A 16,135-nucleotide genomic window follows, 5' to 3' on the forward strand; every position below is an offset into this window, starting at 1 on the left:
TGCCTAATATTTCGGAGTTGTCATGCCGTTTTTGATTATTACTACCGTTATTTGGTCGTTCTCATTCAGTTTGATTGGCGTTTATCTGGCGGGGCAGGTTGATCCCTGGTTCTCTATTTTGATGCGGGTAGGTTTAGCATCACTGCTGTTTGTACCGTTTATGCGCTTTAGTGGCGTCAGTATTAAAGCCTGTTTAGCCTTTATGGTGGCAGGGGCTTGCCAACTGGGCGTTATGTATCTGTTTTACTATCAGTCATTCATCTATTTAACCGTGCCGGAAGTTTTGCTGTTTGGTATTACCATGCCCATTTATGTCACACTGATTTACGATTTGTTAAAGGGACAATCATTACGTCTGGGCTACCTGTTTAGTGTGCTATTGGCGGTGTTGGGGGCAGGTGTAATTAACTTTAGTCATCCGAGAGAAAATTTCTGGTTTGGCATGTTAATCATCCAAATCGCTAACTTTTTCTTTGCGCTAGGGCAAGTTGGCTATAAGCGTGCGATGGAGCTTTACCCAATGCCTCCACGGCAGAGTAGCGCATTGTTCTATCTGGGAGCGCTGTGTGTGGCCATCGTGGCATGGCTGCTGCTGGGCAACATCGAACAATTGCCCACCACTTTTGTACAGTGGGGAATATTAGTCTGGCTGGGGTTAGGTGCTTCTGGCGTAGGGTATTTCATGTGGAATTATGGTGCCGGAAAAGTAGATGCGGGAACGCTGGCAATTATGAATAATGCCATGATACCCGTAGGGTTGATGGTTAATTTTCTTATTTGGCAAGAGCGGCCGGAATGGGGAAAAATGTTGGTGGGCAGTACCATTATGTTGCTGTCATTATGGATCCATAAACGCTGGGTAGTTATTGAGGATAAAATGGCTAAGGACTGAATGCTTGGCTATCCACTTCTTTAAATTAAGATTACTGATATATTCATCCGGTATTGATTATCATTAAATATCTGCTTTCTCAGCCTTAGCTATATCACTATTTAGCTGGGGCGTTTAAAATAGTAGATTAATATATGAGTATGCTTTTCCCCGGAAATATTTTCAGGAGATGTTATGCATTGCCCCTTTTGTGCCGCTGTTGATACCAAAGTCATTGATTCACGTCTGGTCGGTGATGGTTCTCAGGTACGCCGCCGCCGCCAATGTTTAGTTTGCCATGAGCGCTTTACGACGTTTGAAGTGGCAGAACTGGTAATGCCACGAGTGATTAAAAGTAATGAAATTCGCGAGCCCTTTGATGAAGAGAAATTACGTCGGGGCATGTTAAAAGCGTTGGAGAAACGGCCGGTTAATTCCGACGATATTGAAATGGCGATTAGTCATATTAAATCTCAATTACGTGCGACTGGTGAACGCGAAGTTCTAGCCTCCATGGTGGGTAACCTCGTAATGGATGCCTTAAAGAAATTAGATAAAGTTGCGTATATTCGCTTTGCTTCGGTTTACCGTAGCTTTGAAGATATTCGAGAGTTTGGTGAAGAGATCGCCAAACTACAGGACTAATTACCCTATGCAGAATGATGCAAAGTATATGGCTCGAGCGCTTGAGCTCGCTAGGCAAGGGCGTTTTACTACCACGCCTAATCCTAACGTTGGCTGTGTGCTAGTGCGTGATGGTGAAATTGTTGGAGAAGGATACCATCATAAGGCAGGGGAGCCTCACGCGGAGGTTCATGCGTTAAGCATGGCGGGAGAAAAAGCGCGGGGTGCAACGGCCTATGTCACGTTGGAGCCTTGTAGCCATCACGGGCGCACCCCACCTTGTGCTGATGCACTGGTTAATGCCGGGGTTAAGCGAGTGGTTGCCGCGATGCAGGATCCTAACCCCGAAGTGGCAGGGCGTGGCCTGTATCGCCTACAGCAGGCAGGAATTGACGTCGAACATGGCGTAATGATGGCCGAGGCTGAAACCGTTAATCGCGGTTTCTTTAAGCGCATGCGTACCGGTTTTCCTTATCTTCAGCTTAAGCTAGCCGCTTCGTTGGATGGCAAAACCGCCATGGCCTCCGGTGAAAGCCAGTGGATCACCTCGGCAGATTCTCGTCGTGATGTTCAACAGTTTAGAGCGCAGAGTTCCGCTATTTTAAGTACAAGCGCTACGGTGCTAGCCGACAATCCCTCGCTAAATGTCCGTTGGGAAGAGTTGGACCGTCAGACCCATGATATTTACCCCAAAAGTATGCTGCGCCAGCCTGTCAGGGTGATTCTTGACAGCCAGAACCGTTTAACGCCGGATTTGAAATTATTTTCATTACCCGGTGATATCTGGTTAGTGCGTACCCACAAAGGCAATGAAACGTGGTCAGATAACGTTGAACAGCTCATTGTTCCCGCTTATCAGGGGGGAATTGACCTCGTGGTATTGATGATGCAACTGGGACGTCGTCAGATAAATACTGTCTGGACTGAGGCGGGGCCAACGATTGCTGGGGCCTTATTACAGGCGGGGGTCGTGGATGAACTGGTGCTGTATCTGGCCCCAAAACTACTGGGCGATGAGGCACGTGGATTGTGTAAACTTCCCGGTCTTAGCCAACTGACACAGGTTCCCGAGTTTAAATTACAGGATGTGCAGCAGGTCGGTGAGGACTTACGGTTACGCCTTGTACCCCGGAGTTAATTGTAGTAATTGCGCGCAGATAGTAAATCCGCAGCGCCACAACCGAAAGAATATGATAGAATCCGCCCCCTTGTCGGGTTATTGAATCAAGAAACCAAGGATATACTTTTATGAACGTTATCGAAGGTATTGTTGCAGCACCACAAGCCCGTGTTGCTATTGCGATTGCTCGTTTTAACAATTTTATTAACGATAGTCTGCTGGAAGGCGCTATTGACGCATTAAAACGTATTGGTCAGGTTTCTGATTCAAATATCACTGTAGTTTGGGTGCCGGGTGCTTATGAACTGCCTTTGGCGGTTCGCTCGTTGGCTGATACCGGTCGTTATGATGCGATCATTGCGCTGGGCACCGTTATTCGCGGTGGTACGGCACACTTTGAGTATGTTGCTGGTGAATGTAGCTCTGGTTTATCCCGCGTTGCTATGGAGAGTCAAATCCCGGTCTCCTTTGGCGTACTGACGACAGAAAATATTGAACAGGCAATCGAACGTGCCGGAACTAAAGCCGGTAACAAAGGTGCCGAAGCGGCCATGACCGCACTGGAAATGATTAATGTAATTAAGGCAATCAAAGCGTAAGTATGGGTTATACCGTACTGTGAATGTTGATTGTCCGTCTAAGATTTGAGGGGAACCCCGTGAAACCTGCTGCTCGTCGCCGCGCCCGCGAGTGCGCCGTTCAGGCGTTATACTCTTGGCAATTATCCAAAAATGACATTGCCGATGTTGAATTAGAATTTCTAACGGAACAGGATGTTAAAGATGTTGATTTAACTTACTTCCGTGAGCTGTTTTCCGGCGCGGCTACCCATGCGGGTGAACTGGATAAATTGATGGCACCTTACCTGTCCCGAACGTTGGATGAACTGGGGCAAATTGAGAGAGCCATTTTGCGTGTTGCGGTTTACGAACTGAGCAAACGTGAAGATGTTCCCTATAAAGTGGTTATCAATGAGGCTATTGAGTTAGCCAAAATTTTTGGTGCCGAAGACAGTCATAAATTTGTTAATGGCGTTCTGGATAAAGTCGTTCCTCGTTTGCGTGTACGTAATGCCAAACAATGAGTCTTATCCTGATCGACGATGAATAGTCCAAATAGGGCCGGCCATGCCGGCTTTATTTTTAAGTTCGACTGGAGTACCACTATTATGTCGTGTAGTGAGTTTGACATTATTGCCCGCTATTTCAATCGGCAAAGTACTATTCGTAAAGATGTTTTGTTAGGTATTGGTGACGACTGCGCTTTACTGATCCCTTCACTGAAACAGTATCTGGCTATTAGTACTGACACTCTGGTGTCCGGCACCCATTTTCTTCCTGATATCGACCCTGCGGATTTAGGGTATAAATCTTTGGCGGTTAACCTAAGCGATTTGGCGGCAATGGGCGCCGATCCAGCCTGGGTTTCACTGGCCTTAACACTTCCCGAAGTCAACGAACCCTGGTTAGCCAGCTTTAGTGAAAGCCTATTTGGACTGCTGGATTACTATGGAATGCAATTGATTGGTGGCGATACCACCAAAGGCCCACTCAGTCTGACATTAACGATTAACGGTTGGGTGCCTATTGATAAGCAACTAACCCGTAGTGGTGCGAAAGCAGGACACTGGATTTACGTTACCGGTTGGCCTGGTGATAGCGCTGCGGGTCTCGCTATTTTACAGGGCAAACTTGAGGTTGCGGATCAGGATCAGCGAAATTATCTGGTAAAACGCCACCTTCGCCCCCAGCCACGTATTTTAATGGGGCAGGGCATGCGTCAGTTGGCGACAGCCGCGATTGATATTTCTGACGGACTATTGCCGGACTTAGGGCATATCCTGAAAGCCAGCGGTTGTGGAGCCAGAATACATCTCGATCGACTGGTGTTTTCATCGGCGCTGACGGACAACTGTAGCCGCGAACAGGCGATACGTTGGGCATTAACCGGCGGCGAAGACTACGAACTGTGTTTCACCGTACCAGAAGACAACCGCGGTGCGTTGGATACCGCACTTTCTGGTTTGGGTATTCCTTATAACTGTATTGGGCAGATTACGGCTAATGGTGGATTGCAGTTGTTGGATGGGAATCAGGTGGTGGAGTTTGAGGGGAGTGGGTATGACCATTTTAGTGAGTGATATTAAGTTTTAAGTAGGTTTTGTCCGCAAATGACGTAGTGCCTAGCCAGACTGCCGTGCGGCGGTCGAGCAAGAGGCGTGAAGGCGAACGCCTCCTGCACCTCCGTACACGAATTCAGGTCGCTACGCGACTGCCCTCCGTCTTCATTCGGGTTTACGCACCGGCATGGATTCGTTCCAGACGAAGCCATGCCTCGCCAAACCTTCATGTTTGGCGTGCTACCCTCATTCAGTTGTCGGCTGAATTCCAGTGCTCTTAAAGGTTAAAGGATGAAGGTCAAAGTGTTGGTTAGCATTCAGAGGCGTTGTCCCTGAATATATATTTGGTTTTGGTTTGAGCTTTTGATCTTTCAAATGAAGCTAATCGTCGGGAGAGATTTTCGTCGGGGTCGACTTGGCGTAAGCCAACGACAGATTCGTTCCAGACGAAGCCATGCCTCGCCAAACCTTCATGTTTGGTGTGCTACCCTCATTCAGTTGTCGGCTGAATTCCAGTGCTCTTAAAGGTCAAAGGATGAAGGTCAAAGTGTTGGTTAGCATTCAGGGGTGTTGTCCCTGAATATATATTTGGTTTTGGTTTGAGCTTTTGAACTTTCAAATGAAGCTAATCGTCGGGAGAGATTTTCGTTGGGGTCGAGTTGGCGTAAGCCAACGACAAACAGGCGAAAGCCTGTTTGAACAGCGCGAGCGCTGGCCCGAAGGGCAAAACACCGAAGGTGTTTGTAACTGCCCCTAGGGAATCTAAGCCCGACACGCACCGGGCTTAAGTACAGATTGCCTTCCGACCGAGCACCGTGATTATATAACCACATAGTTATTACGGTCGGAATACCCTCAGAAGCTGATTTGAAGAAACAATAAACTCGGTGTTAACCTTTACACCACTCTTGATACTGTTCAACAATCCCTGTGGCGTCTAATCTTAATTCCGCCCGAACCTCTTCTTGTCCACCCTGAGCAATAAACTCATCAGGCAACCCAAGATTCAATACCGGAATGGCCTTACGATACGCCATCAGCAGTTCATTCACGCCGCTACCGGCACCGCCCATAATGGCGTTCTCTTCCAGTGTAATTAATGCGTCGTGTGACTCAGCAAGTTCAAGAATCAGCGATTCATCCAAAGGCTTAACAAAGCGCATATCCACAACGGTAGCATTTAATTGCTCGGCTGCCTGTAGTGCGTCCGGCAGCAAAGTACCAAAGTTAAGGATGGCGACTTTCTCACCGTTACGACGAACTTTAGCTTTCCCCATCGGCAATATGGCAAGCGGTTCCAGCTCAACGCCGATACCGTTACCACGAGGATAACGTACTGCAACCGGGCCGTCCTGATAGTGATAGCCGGTATACAGCATCTGACGGCATTCATTCTCATCGCTTGGCGTCATTACCACCATTTCAGGGATGCAACGTAAATAGCTGAGGTCAAAAGCGCCCTGATGGGTTGGTCCATCGGCTCCAACAATGCCGCCGCGATCGATAGCAAACATGACGGGTAGCTTCTGGATAGCGACATCGTGGATCACCTGGTCGTATGCCCGCTGCAGGAAAGTGGAGTAAATAGCCACGATTGGATTAAATCCACCAATCGCCAGCCCGGCAGCGAAAGTCACCGCATGCTGTTCTGCTATAGCTACGTCAAAATACTGATCTGGATATTCGCGAGAAAAACGCACCATGCCTGAGCCTTCACGCATGGCCGGTGTAACTGCCATCAACTTTTTGTCATTGGCTGCCGTTTCGCACAACCAGTCACCAAACACGCTGGAATAACTTGGATGAGCACTACCGCCTTTTTGCTGAGTGCCGGTTGCCGGATCGAACTTCGGTACACCATGCCAGCCAATAGGGTCTTTCTCTGCTGGCGCATAGCCTTTGCCCTTTTTCGTCATAATATGCAGCAATTGAGGCCCTTTCAGGCTACGCATATTTTTTAGGGTTTGAACCAGCGCCTGTACATCGTGCCCGTCAATTGGGCCAATATAGTTAAAACCGAACTCTTCAAATAACGTACCGGGTACCACCATGCCTTTCAGGTGTTCTTCCGTGCGTTTGACCAACTCTTTAATTGGCGGTAAGCCAGATAGCACCATCTTTCCGCTTTCACGCAGTGTGGAGTAGAGCTTACCGGAGAGAATTTGTGCCAAATGATTATTCAGGGCACCCACGTTTTCTGAAATCGACATTTCATTGTCGTTTAGAATCACCAACATGTCGGGTTTGACATCGCCGGCGTGGTTCATGGCTTCAAATGCCATACCGGCGGTAATGGCACCGTCACCGATAACGCAGGCAACATGACGACCTTTAGCTTCACGCTGGGCGGCAATAGCTAATCCTAGGCTGGCACTGATCGACGTGGAGGAATGCCCAACCGACAACACATCATATTCACTCTCTTCACGCCAAGGAAAAGGGTGAAGCCCGTCTTTCTGACGAATAGTTGGCATTTGATCGCGGCGACCGGTCAGAATCTTATGGGGATAAGCCTGATGACCCACATCCCAAACGATATGATCGAATGGCGTATTATAGACGTAGTGCAACGCTACCGTCAGTTCTACGGTACCCAGACCTGAAGCCAGATGACCGCTGGAGCGACTAACGCTGTTCAGCAGGTATTCACGCAGCTCATCGCAGAGCTTAGGCAGGCTATCTTTTGATATCAGGCGTAGATCGTCGGGGTTATTAACTAACGCCAACAGTGGATATCGATTTATATCAAGACTCATCCAAAACTCGTCTAAAATTATTTGCTTAAATGTGCAGTTTAGTTATCACGTTCGATAATAAAACCGGCCAGTGCTTCCAGCGAAGCGGTATTATAAGACTGTGATGCTAATTCTGATAGTGCATCCATCGCTTCCCGGTATAAGTCCAACGCTTTAGACTGAGCGCCGTCAATGCCAAGCAGTGCAGGGTAAGTGCTTTTTTCATGTTGTAAATCTGCGCCTTGGCGCTTGCCGGTCTTCTCTGTCGCACCAACCACGTCGAGGATATCGTCCTGTACCTGAAAAGCTAAACCAACGGCATTAGCATAACGGTCAAGGGTTGGCAGGATAGTTTTACCACGTTCCCCCGCAGCCAGTGCGGCAAGCCGAATAGCAGAACGAATTAACGCACCCGTTTTATGGCGGTGGATACGTTCCAGCTCTTCTAAATTGGTTTTTTTCTTTTCCGCTTCCAGATCCAGCGCCTGTCCGGCACACATACCGGAGGCACCGCTGGCGTAGGCTAATTCACTAATCATTGCCAGACGGGACGTAGTTTGTACATCTGGCATTGGCGCATCGCTCAGAATAGAAAATGCCAGCGTCTGTAACGCATCACCCGCCAGAATGGCGTGAGCTTCACCAAATTTAATATGACAGGTTGGTTGACCACGACGTAAATCGTCATCATCCATCGCAGGTAAATCGTCATGAATTAATGAATAAGCATGGATACACTCAATAGCTGCTGCGGGAGCATCCATATTTTGTATGCTTAAACCGAGCATTTCACCGGTAGCATAAACCAAAAATGGTCGCAGACGCTTTCCTCCCAATAGGGCACCATATCGCATAGCTTCGACCAGTGGTGCCTGATGGAACGGTAAGGCAGAAAGATAGTGTTCGAGCGCTTGATCAACACGCTGGCGATGTTCTGATTGAAGCTGATTAAATGAGGACATCAGGCTTCATCCTGATTAAAAGGAGACAACGGTGCTTCTGGCTCGCTGTTTAACAATATTTGAACCCGTTGTTCAGCCTGTTGTAATTGCTGTTGACCCTGACGCGCCAGTTGAATACCGCGCTCAAACTCGTTTAATGCTTCTTCCAGTGGAAGGTCACCACTTTCAAGACGACTCACAATTTGTTCCAGCTCGCCTAATGCAGTTTCAAAACTGGCTGGCGGAGGTGTTTTTTTCGGCATTTTTGGCATATCTAATAGTGGCTTCGATTAAATGTTATCTTTAATAAATAACCGCATTAGCGGGTTTGAAAGCATCAACCAGCGTAAAGTCATCGGGGCGCTGGACATTGCGAAGATAATACACCGCTCATACTAACGATGCTGATTATTTTGTCGGCAATGGTTAAATAATACCTAAGTTATGGCGTGGAGTTTACCATTAAATGACTCATAAAAATGAGAATTAACCATGAAATTGTGCAGTGGTACATATTATCAATATTTTACTCATAAGGAGTAAGGCCCTAGCAGCAGGCGCTGGCAATGGAAATTTAATAAAAAGCAATCATCTCCCTACACTTAGTTGGTGTTAATTCCTTCATCTGAGCACTACACTGGTTTTATCTCAATCTATACCGATACCCGCGTAAATTATGCCAACTATGCCAAAATTTATTCATTCCTATTACGATGAACTACCCGGTTTTTATACTGAACTGGAACCAACGCCTTTGAATCAGGCGCAGCTGTTATATCACAGCAAGCCATTGGCAAAAGAGCTAGGGCTGGAAGATTCACTGTTTTCTGCTGACAATCAGAAAATCTGGTCAGGGGAGACATTACTGCCGGGAATGAAACCGCTGGCTCAGGTATACAGCGGTCATCAGTTTGGGGTTTGGGCAGGGCAACTTGGCGATGGACGCGGTATTTTGCTGGGGGAGCAACTGACCGCCAGCGGAAAAAGGATGGACTGGCATCTAAAAGGTGCCGGTCTGACGCCATATTCCCGCATGGGAGACGGCCGAGCGGTGTTGCGCTCGGTGGTCAGAGAGTTTTTAGCTTCTGAAGCGCTTCATCATTTAGGCATTCCAACGACCCGTGCATTATCTATCGTTACTAGCCAACAGCCGGTGTTTCGCGAGCAGCCAGAACCAGGCGCTATGCTAATGCGAATCGCCGAGAGCCATATCCGCTTTGGTCATTTCGAACATTTTTATCATCGTCACCAACAGGAGCAAGTACAGCAGTTGGCGGATTACACCATTCGTCATCATTGGCCCCAATGGCAGGAACAACCAGAGCGCTACTTCCTTTGGTTTAAAGATATTGCTGAGCGAACGGCAGAAATGATTGCGCTCTGGCAGTCGGTAGGCTTTGCTCATGGGGTCATGAATACCGACAATATGTCGATTCTGGGTATTACCATGGATTTTGGCCCTTATGGTTTTCTGGATGATTATGCCCCTGAATACATCTGTAATCACAGCGATTATCAGGGGCGTTATGCCTTCAGTAATCAACCCGCAGTGGCTTACTGGAACTTGCATCGGTTGGCAAATGCCCTGTCTGGTTTAATGACCACGGAGCAATTACAGGCTGGTTTAGCCTCGTATGAACCTGCGTTGATGGCGGCCTATGGTCGACAGATGAGGGCTAAACTGGGCTTTTTCACTCAGGATCCGCAGGATAATGACCTGTTGAATCAACTGCTAGATATGATGGCAAAAGAGAAACGTGATTACACCCAGACCTTCCGGTCTCTGAGTGAAGTAGAGCAAACAAGCTCAAGTATTGCCTTGCGCGACGAGTTTATCGACCGTCAGCGTTTTGACGGTTGGTATCAGGCATGGCGTAAGCGTTTACAGCAGGAGTCGGTGGACGATGCCCAGCGCCAGCGAGTAATGAAAGCGGCTAATCCACAGCGAATATTACGTAATTATCTGGCCCAACAGGCGATTGAAGCCGCTGAAAAAGGGGATGTCAGCGTATTAGCCCATATTCATCAGGGGCTAATGAATCCTTATATTGATTCCCCAGAATTTAGTGATTTAGCAAGGTTACCCCCGGACTGGGGAAAACGGCTGGAAATCTCCTGTTCTAGTTAATCTCGGGTCGGGATCAATGAAATGTTCTCTCGGTGCAGATTGTTTAGTGCGCCGATTGCCTTTCCGGGTGTATACTCCACGCCCAGAAATCTATCATCCTTTTCACTCGATTTAACGACGTAAGTACTCGCAACTATCATGAAGTTTATCATTAAGCTGTTCCCTGAAATTACTATAAAAAGCCAGTCCGTGCGTATACGCTTCATCAAAATCCTGACCGGAAACGTGCGTAACGTTTTAAGGCAGCGCATTGAAGAGTGTGCCGTTGTCCGCCATTGGGACTTTCTGGAAGTCAGAACCAAAGATCCGGCTAACGGCCCGATTATTCGCGACGCTCTGACGCGAATCCCCGGTATTCATCACATTCTTGAAGTGGATGAAACGCCCTATACCGACATGCACAATATCTTCGAACAGACGCTGGCTAACTATCGTGAACAGTTAGAAGGTAAAACGTTCTGTGTGAGAGTTAAGCGCCGCGGTAAACAGGATTTTAACTCTCAGGATGTGGAGCGTTACGTTGGTGGTGGTTTGAACCAGCATATTGAGTCAGCCAAAGTGAATCTGACCAATCCGGACGTAACCGTGCGTTTAGAGATTGAAGACGATCGTCTGATTATGGTGCAAGCCCGCTATGCAGGGTTAGGCGGTTTCCCAATTGGTACTCAGGAAGATGTACTGTCATTGATTTCCGGTGGCTTTGACTCGGGTGTTTCCAGTTATATGTTAATGCGCCGTGGATGCCGGGTTCACTACTGCTTCTTCAATTTGGGTGGGGCAACCCATGAAATTGGTGTTAAGCAGGTTGCCCACTATATTTGGAGCCGGTTCGGCAGTTCCCATAAAGTACGCTTTATTTCCGTTGATTTTGCCCCAGTGGTGAGCGAAATTCTGGAAAAGGTGGATGATGGCCAAATGGGCGTGGTGCTTAAACGTATGATGGTCAGAGCCTCTTCAGCGATTGCAGAGCGTTATGGTGTTCAGGCGATTGTCACCGGTGAAGCGTTGGGGCAGGTTTCCAGCCAGACGTTAACTAACCTGCGTTTAATTGATAATGCTTCCGATACGCTGATTTTGCGTCCGCTGATTTCTCATGATAAAGAGCACATTATTAATATGGCTCGCCAGATTGGTACTGAAGATTTTGCCAAAACCATGCCGGAATTCTGCGGTGTGATCTCAAAAAGCCCAACGGTGAAAGCGGTGAAGGCTAAGATTGAGGCCGAGGAGGCAAACTTTGACTTCACTATTCTGGATAAGGTCGTCGAGCAGGCGGTGAATATCGATATTCGCCAGATAGCGGAACAAACTCAACAGCAGATCACTGAAGTAGAAACGGTGGCGGCGTTTGGCAGTAACGATGTGATTATTGATATTCGTTCGCCAGACGAGCATGAAACCAGTCCATTGAAGTTGACGGAAGTGAATATAAAACACATTCCGTTCTATAAGTTAGGTTCGGCATTTAGCGAACTGGATAAATCGAAAACCTATCTGCTGTATTGCGATCGCGGTGTGATGAGTCGTTTGCAGGCATTGTATTTGCAGGAGCAGGGATACAGTAATGTGAAGGTTTATCGCAAGACAGCCTAAGCTAACGATTGCATGATGTTTTTATGACCGGAATATTCAGTGAGGTCTATTTATCTGGTTTATCCGTAGTCAAAAAGGCCCTAAAGATAACCAATCGTTGGGCGGGTGTTGGGGTCGACTTGGCGTAAGCCAACGAAGCGCCCCTAACCCGGCCAGGGCCAACGTGCTCGGTCGCTGAGTACAGATGGTTTACCGACCGTTACCGGTGTCGATATAAGCACATTGTTTTTACGGTCGGAATATTTACAGGTGCTGATTTATTCGGTTTGTCAGCAGTCAAAAAGGCCCGAAACCGGGCCTTTTTGCTATATGAAAAATGAAAAAACGATGTCAGAACTGATACACCAAACCTGTCGCTACAACATTATCGGTGGAAATCCCATTGTCTTTATAGAAACTGTTATCGTCTAACAGGTTAATTTTGTAGTCCACATAGGCGGATAAGTTTTTGTTGAAGGTCTGTGTTACGCCAACATCCGCATATTTCACCAGATCTTGGTCACTACTATACTGACCATTATTGGTGTTCAAATCTTTGCCTTTGGATTGCAAATAAGCAAGAGAAGGGGCTAAACCAAATTCAAACTGGTATTGGGCGACCACTTCATAGTTTTGGGTTTTGTTGGCGATGCCATCGCCACCGTATGGTGTCATATTATTGGTTTCCGAATACATGGCTGCCAGATAAACGTTATTCGCGTTATAGCGCAGGCCCGTAGTCCAAGCATCCGCACTGTCACCACCGGCAATATTACCACCTGCGGTTTTTTGTTCTCCGGTACGGTTGGATGAACTGTAGGCGGCACCTAAGCTGATACTTTTCCCAAGGTCATAAGTGGAGGAGATCCCCCAACCGTCACCGTTTTGATGTTGAACATCATGAGGGTTGCGACTCAGGTCTTCACATACCTTGGTGCCACTTGATTCATCACAATTCTGCCCGTCATTTTTACCCTGATACTGAACGGCAAAATTTAAACCTTCAACCTGACCAAACAGATCGGTATTACGGTAAGTTGCTACGCCATTAGCTCGGCTTACCATGTAGTTATCTGCTCCGGTATAACTATCACCACCAAATTCTGGCAGTACGTCGGTCCAGCCTTCAACATCGTATAAAATACCGTTGTTACGCCCATAATCCAGAGAACCAACAGTACGGTGTTTTATTCCGGCATAAGCCAGACGGGTAAAGCTTTGGTTGCTGCTACCTTCAGTGCTACTGGCAAGAACGTTGTATTCCCACTTCCCAAAGCCAACCACATCTTGGTTGACCTGAGTTTCACCTTGAATACCGAAACGGGTGTAAGTAGCATCGCCATCTTGGCTGCTATCCGATGAGAAATAATGTAAACCATCTATTTTTCCATACAGGTTAAGTTTATTTCCATCCTTGTTATAGATTTCGGCCCCATGAGCTGCACCCGCAGCAACGATGGTTGAGATGAGCACTGCTATTACTTTTTTCATATATTATGGCCTGTGGTGATAATGATAAAAACAAGGATGAGATTAAATCCTGTTACTTGCCGTTTGAGCTTAGTAATTAAATGAACTTCTGGTTATTAATAATATGTAAATAAAAGATAGAGAATAAAACCAAATATTTCAACTCATCCTTAACAATAAGTTAATACTAAAATTAATTTATATATCCATATGATTTATCTAATTAAATTAATTTTTATTTCTGGATTTTTAAACGGGTGATTGTGTTGTCATATTCATTATGAGTGAATTTAATTTTCAGGGTGATAGCATTTATAAAACTTATAGACCACATAAACTATATGTTTTATATGAATTATTTTGCACATCATTAGTGCAGCATGGATAGTGGTAATATTACTTTATCAACACCAATTTAGGTTAAATGTTGAACTAATTTTATTTATCAATAATAAAAATAAATTCTATAAGGTGTTGGTTTTTTAAATTTTGCAACGGGTTGTGATTTAATTAATCTGCTTTAGTCGAGGGGTGTTTTCATTTTTCGGTATTTTTTTCATGATTTATTATAGTGCAAAAATGCACAAGTAAAGTGCAGAAATGATAATTTCCCGGCAGAGATAATGATATTTTATAAAGACGTTTTATATTGGTGGAAAACACGACAGATTTTAATCAAAAAAGAGCAGAGTGCGGAGCCGTGGAGCCCCGCAAACGGCTTAGAGGTAGGCGTATATCCCCGGAGCGACTATAAGCTGCTCGGCAACTTCGGCGGCCTTATCCCGATTGATCAACAACTCAATTAATTTCAGACCAAAATCGATTGAGGTTCCCGGTCCTTGGCTGGTGACGAGATTGACGCGTTCATCATAGTTGACCCGTCTATCGACCCACTTATTATCCGGAATCATATGTTTGAAACCAGGATTAACGGCCATATTACCTACCGGAAACAGGTTGTGGTGTTCCAGTACCAGCGCGGGTGCCGCACAAATCGCAGCGACAATGTTACCGCTAAGATGAGTTTGGCGAACTCTTTCTACCAACAGTGGACTATCCCGAAAGCACTCCGCACCTTTTACTCCGCCTGGCAATACGACGACATCAAAATGCTCATCGGCGACGTCAACCAATGCATGGTCAGCAATTAATTTTACACCCCGGGAACAGACAATATTCAGGCAGCCATCCCCTTCGACGCTGGCAGTGATCACTTCTATTCCACCGCGAACCAGTAGGTCAATCGTAGTAACCGCTTCGGTTTCTTCCGTGCCGTGAGCTAGGCAAACCAGTGCTCTAGGTACCATTTGGTACTCCTTAATCAATAAGATTGTCAACCTGACAGGTTGTGCAGGCGTGAATATAACCGTTATCATGCATAACATTATTTGTTATTAAAAGTGCCATCATAAAAAAGGAAGAAGTTATGCCATCTTTCGATATTGTATCTGAAATTGATATGCCTGAAGTCCGTAATGCGGTGGAGAATGCCAGTCGTGAGCTAACCAGCCGTTGGGATTTCCGTAACATACCCGCCAGCTTTGATCTGAATGAGAAGAATGAAACCGTGAAGGTTGCCAGTGAGTCTGAATTTCAGGTTCAGCAGTTGCTAGATATTCTGCGCGATAAGTTTTCCAAGCGCGGTATTGATGCCGGGGCGTTAGAGATCCCTGAAGAAATGCTGCACAGCGGTAAAACATACAGCGTAGAGGTTAAGCTTAAGCAGGGTATTGAAGCTGACGTGGCTAAAAAAATCATTAAGCTGATTAAAGACAATAAACTGAAAGTACAGGCGCAAATTCAGGGTGAGCAGGTCCGTGTTACCGGCAAGTCCCGTGATGACCTACAGGGTGCCATGGCACTGGTGAGAGGGGCCGAGTTAGGGCAACCGTTCCAGTTTAATAATTTCCGTGACTAAGGGAATGACCCCAAATACCAGACAGCGCCGCTAAACTGGCGTTGTTTGGTTTAATTGAAATGGAGTTTGTATGAGTAAAGCGGGTACGCTGAAAAACTACTCCCGGTTATTGCCGCTGTTTATCGGCGCGGGCATCGTGTTAAGTGGATGCAGTAATAGGTATGAGCAGCAGCTTGAGTTTGCCGAATATTGTGCTCAGGTTGACAGGCTGGGGGGGATCGATTTTTCCTTTTCCGGTTTTACTTATGATGAACTGAAAGAGGTGACGGTAAAGCACGAGCGGGATGGAGAAATTATCGATCTGTTCTCTTTACACGTTGATACCTACAGTTTTAAATCCGGCGAAAATAATTTTTCTCTGTATGACTACAGCCGGCAGTTGCACGTCCGGGATAAATACACCGTTAAAGTTTCAGAACAACAAATTTTTGTGTTAAACGGCATGAAAACCAAAGTGATACCGCAGCCCGATCCAACGGCTAAAGGGGATGGTTGTCACTTGAGCGGTTACTCACTGAATGGTATTTCGGTAGAGAGTTACGCTTCACCGGTATTTGTAAAGCTTGAAGTCGCTGAGAACAAAAATACCAAAAAGAACAAAAAGAGTAAGAAGAGAAGAATTAAAAAATAACGGATA

The 16,135-nt window shown here is 46.4% G+C and carries 16 protein-coding genes; 11 read left to right on the forward strand and 5 right to left on the reverse strand.

The genetic code is table 11. The annotated features are described in order from the left end of the window. The first annotated feature begins 22 nt into the window (after positions 1–22). The 7 genes from HYN51_RS04765 to HYN51_RS16280 all read left to right on the forward strand — a co-directional run bounded on the left by HYN51_RS04765 (position 23) and on the right by HYN51_RS16280 (position 5,491). Positions 23–892, forward strand: a complete 870-nt coding sequence (locus HYN51_RS04765; protein WP_108901785.1) for a DMT family transporter — start codon at positions 23–25, stop codon at positions 890–892. A gap of 174 nt (positions 893–1,066) precedes the next feature. Then, on the forward strand, positions 1,067–1,516 hold the full coding sequence (gene nrdR, locus HYN51_RS04770) for a transcriptional regulator NrdR (protein WP_108901786.1): 450 nt from the start codon (positions 1,067–1,069) through the stop codon (positions 1,514–1,516). 7 nt (positions 1,517–1,523) lie between these two features. Further along, entirely contained in the window at positions 1,524–2,633 is a 1,110-nt protein-coding gene (ribD, locus tag HYN51_RS04775; protein ID WP_108901787.1) for a bifunctional diaminohydroxyphosphoribosylaminopyrimidine deaminase/5-amino-6-(5-phosphoribosylamino)uracil reductase RibD, read from the forward strand. Positions 2,634–2,743: 110 nt separating this feature from the next. Further along, a complete protein-coding gene (gene ribH, locus HYN51_RS04780; protein WP_108901788.1) occupies positions 2,744–3,214 on the forward strand; it encodes a 6,7-dimethyl-8-ribityllumazine synthase in 471 nt (156 codons plus the stop codon). 59 nt (positions 3,215–3,273) lie between these two features. Continuing rightward, positions 3,274–3,699, forward strand: a complete 426-nt coding sequence (gene nusB, locus HYN51_RS04785) for a transcription antitermination factor NusB (protein ID WP_108901789.1) — start codon at positions 3,274–3,276, stop codon at positions 3,697–3,699. A gap of 84 nt (positions 3,700–3,783) precedes the next feature. Beyond that, positions 3,784–4,755, forward strand: a complete 972-nt coding sequence (thiL, locus tag HYN51_RS04790) for a thiamine-phosphate kinase (protein WP_108901790.1) — start codon at positions 3,784–3,786, stop codon at positions 4,753–4,755. Positions 4,756–5,353: 598 nt separating this feature from the next. Beyond that, complete coding sequence (locus tag HYN51_RS16280) at positions 5,354–5,491, forward strand: hypothetical protein (protein WP_157952987.1); 138 nt, start codon at positions 5,354–5,356, stop codon at positions 5,489–5,491. A gap of 133 nt (positions 5,492–5,624) precedes the next feature. On the opposite strand, the gene dxs is transcribed toward HYN51_RS16280, so the two are convergent. From dxs to xseB, 3 genes are read right to left on the reverse strand one after another with little or no spacing between them, the layout of a single operon-like run. Beyond that, positions 5,625–7,490 carry a 1-deoxy-D-xylulose-5-phosphate synthase gene (gene dxs, locus HYN51_RS04795; RefSeq protein ID WP_108901791.1) on the reverse strand — a complete coding sequence of 622 codons (1,866 nt, stop codon included), beginning with the start codon at positions 7,488–7,490 and terminating at the stop codon, positions 5,625–5,627. Between the two features lie 38 nt (positions 7,491–7,528). Further along, on the reverse strand, positions 7,529–8,431 hold the full coding sequence (ispA, locus tag HYN51_RS04800; protein ID WP_108901792.1) for a (2E,6E)-farnesyl diphosphate synthase: 903 nt from the start codon (positions 8,429–8,431) through the stop codon (positions 7,529–7,531). After that, positions 8,431–8,673 carry an exodeoxyribonuclease VII small subunit gene (xseB, locus tag HYN51_RS04805; protein WP_108902166.1) on the reverse strand — a complete coding sequence of 81 codons (243 nt, stop codon included), beginning with the start codon at positions 8,671–8,673 and terminating at the stop codon, positions 8,431–8,433. Before xseB ends, ispA begins: the two co-directional genes overlap by 1 nt. Before the next feature lie 422 nt (positions 8,674–9,095). Here xseB and HYN51_RS04810 point away from each other — a divergent pair, with 422 nt between their 5' ends. After that, a complete protein-coding gene (locus HYN51_RS04810; protein WP_108902167.1) occupies positions 9,096–10,538 on the forward strand; it encodes a protein adenylyltransferase SelO in 1,443 nt (480 codons plus the stop codon). Between the two features lie 138 nt (positions 10,539–10,676). Next, on the forward strand, positions 10,677–12,131 hold the full coding sequence (thiI, locus tag HYN51_RS04815; protein ID WP_108901793.1) for a tRNA uracil 4-sulfurtransferase ThiI: 1,455 nt from the start codon (positions 10,677–10,679) through the stop codon (positions 12,129–12,131). Between the two features lie 330 nt (positions 12,132–12,461). Here the strand turns inward: thiI and ompC are convergent, their stop codons facing one another. Continuing rightward, positions 12,462–13,601: a porin OmpC gene (gene ompC, locus HYN51_RS04820; protein WP_108901794.1), complete on the reverse strand. Its 1,140-nt coding sequence runs from the start codon at positions 13,599–13,601 to the stop codon at positions 12,462–12,464. 698 nt (positions 13,602–14,299) lie between these two features. Next, the gene (gene yajL / locus HYN51_RS04825) at positions 14,300–14,887 is read right to left on the reverse strand and encodes a protein deglycase YajL (protein ID WP_108901795.1); all 588 of its coding nucleotides are present in this window, start codon (positions 14,885–14,887) and stop codon (positions 14,300–14,302) included. A gap of 119 nt (positions 14,888–15,006) precedes the next feature. Between yajL and HYN51_RS04830 the strand changes: the two genes are divergently transcribed. Together HYN51_RS04830 and HYN51_RS04835 are read left to right on the forward strand one after the other, a co-directional pair. Further along, complete coding sequence (locus HYN51_RS04830; RefSeq protein WP_108901796.1) at positions 15,007–15,498, forward strand: YajQ family cyclic di-GMP-binding protein; 492 nt, start codon at positions 15,007–15,009, stop codon at positions 15,496–15,498. A gap of 70 nt (positions 15,499–15,568) precedes the next feature. Next, positions 15,569–16,129 carry a hypothetical protein gene (locus HYN51_RS04835; RefSeq protein WP_108901797.1) on the forward strand — a complete coding sequence of 187 codons (561 nt, stop codon included), beginning with the start codon at positions 15,569–15,571 and terminating at the stop codon, positions 16,127–16,129. Positions 16,130–16,135: the final 6 nt, after the last annotated feature.

The organism is Limnobaculum parvum, assembly GCF_003096015.2.
GTDB lineage: Bacteria > Pseudomonadota > Gammaproteobacteria > Enterobacterales > Enterobacteriaceae > Limnobaculum > Limnobaculum parvum.

Coding starts and splice junctions, on each gene's coding strand:
- thiL (WP_108901790.1), top strand. CDS start 3,784: ATGTCGTGTAGTGAGTTTGACATTATTGCCCGCTATTTCAATCGGCAA.
- thiI (WP_108901793.1), top strand. CDS start 10,677: ATGAAGTTTATCATTAAGCTGTTCCCTGAAATTACTATAAAAAGCCAG.
- nrdR (WP_108901786.1), top strand. CDS start 1,067: ATGCATTGCCCCTTTTGTGCCGCTGTTGATACCAAAGTCATTGATTCA.
- ispA (WP_108901792.1), bottom strand. CDS start 8,431: ATGTCCTCATTTAATCAGCTTCAATCAGAACATCGCCAGCGTGTTGAT.
- dxs (WP_108901791.1), bottom strand. CDS start 7,490: ATGAGTCTTGATATAAATCGATATCCACTGTTGGCGTTAGTTAATAAC.
- HYN51_RS16280 (WP_157952987.1), top strand. CDS start 5,354: ATGAAGCTAATCGTCGGGAGAGATTTTCGTTGGGGTCGAGTTGGCGTA.
- ompC (WP_108901794.1), bottom strand. CDS start 13,601: ATGAAAAAAGTAATAGCAGTGCTCATCTCAACCATCGTTGCTGCGGGT.
- HYN51_RS04835 (WP_108901797.1), top strand. CDS start 15,569: ATGAGTAAAGCGGGTACGCTGAAAAACTACTCCCGGTTATTGCCGCTG.
- ribD (WP_108901787.1), top strand. CDS start 1,524: ATGCAGAATGATGCAAAGTATATGGCTCGAGCGCTTGAGCTCGCTAGG.
- HYN51_RS04765 (WP_108901785.1), top strand. CDS start 23: ATGCCGTTTTTGATTATTACTACCGTTATTTGGTCGTTCTCATTCAGT.
- xseB (WP_108902166.1), bottom strand. CDS start 8,673: ATGCCGAAAAAAACACCTCCGCCAGCCAGTTTTGAAACTGCATTAGGC.
- ribH (WP_108901788.1), top strand. CDS start 2,744: ATGAACGTTATCGAAGGTATTGTTGCAGCACCACAAGCCCGTGTTGCT.
- yajL (WP_108901795.1), bottom strand. CDS start 14,887: ATGGTACCTAGAGCACTGGTTTGCCTAGCTCACGGCACGGAAGAAACC.
- HYN51_RS04810 (WP_108902167.1), top strand. CDS start 9,096: ATGCCAAAATTTATTCATTCCTATTACGATGAACTACCCGGTTTTTAT.
- HYN51_RS04830 (WP_108901796.1), top strand. CDS start 15,007: ATGCCATCTTTCGATATTGTATCTGAAATTGATATGCCTGAAGTCCGT.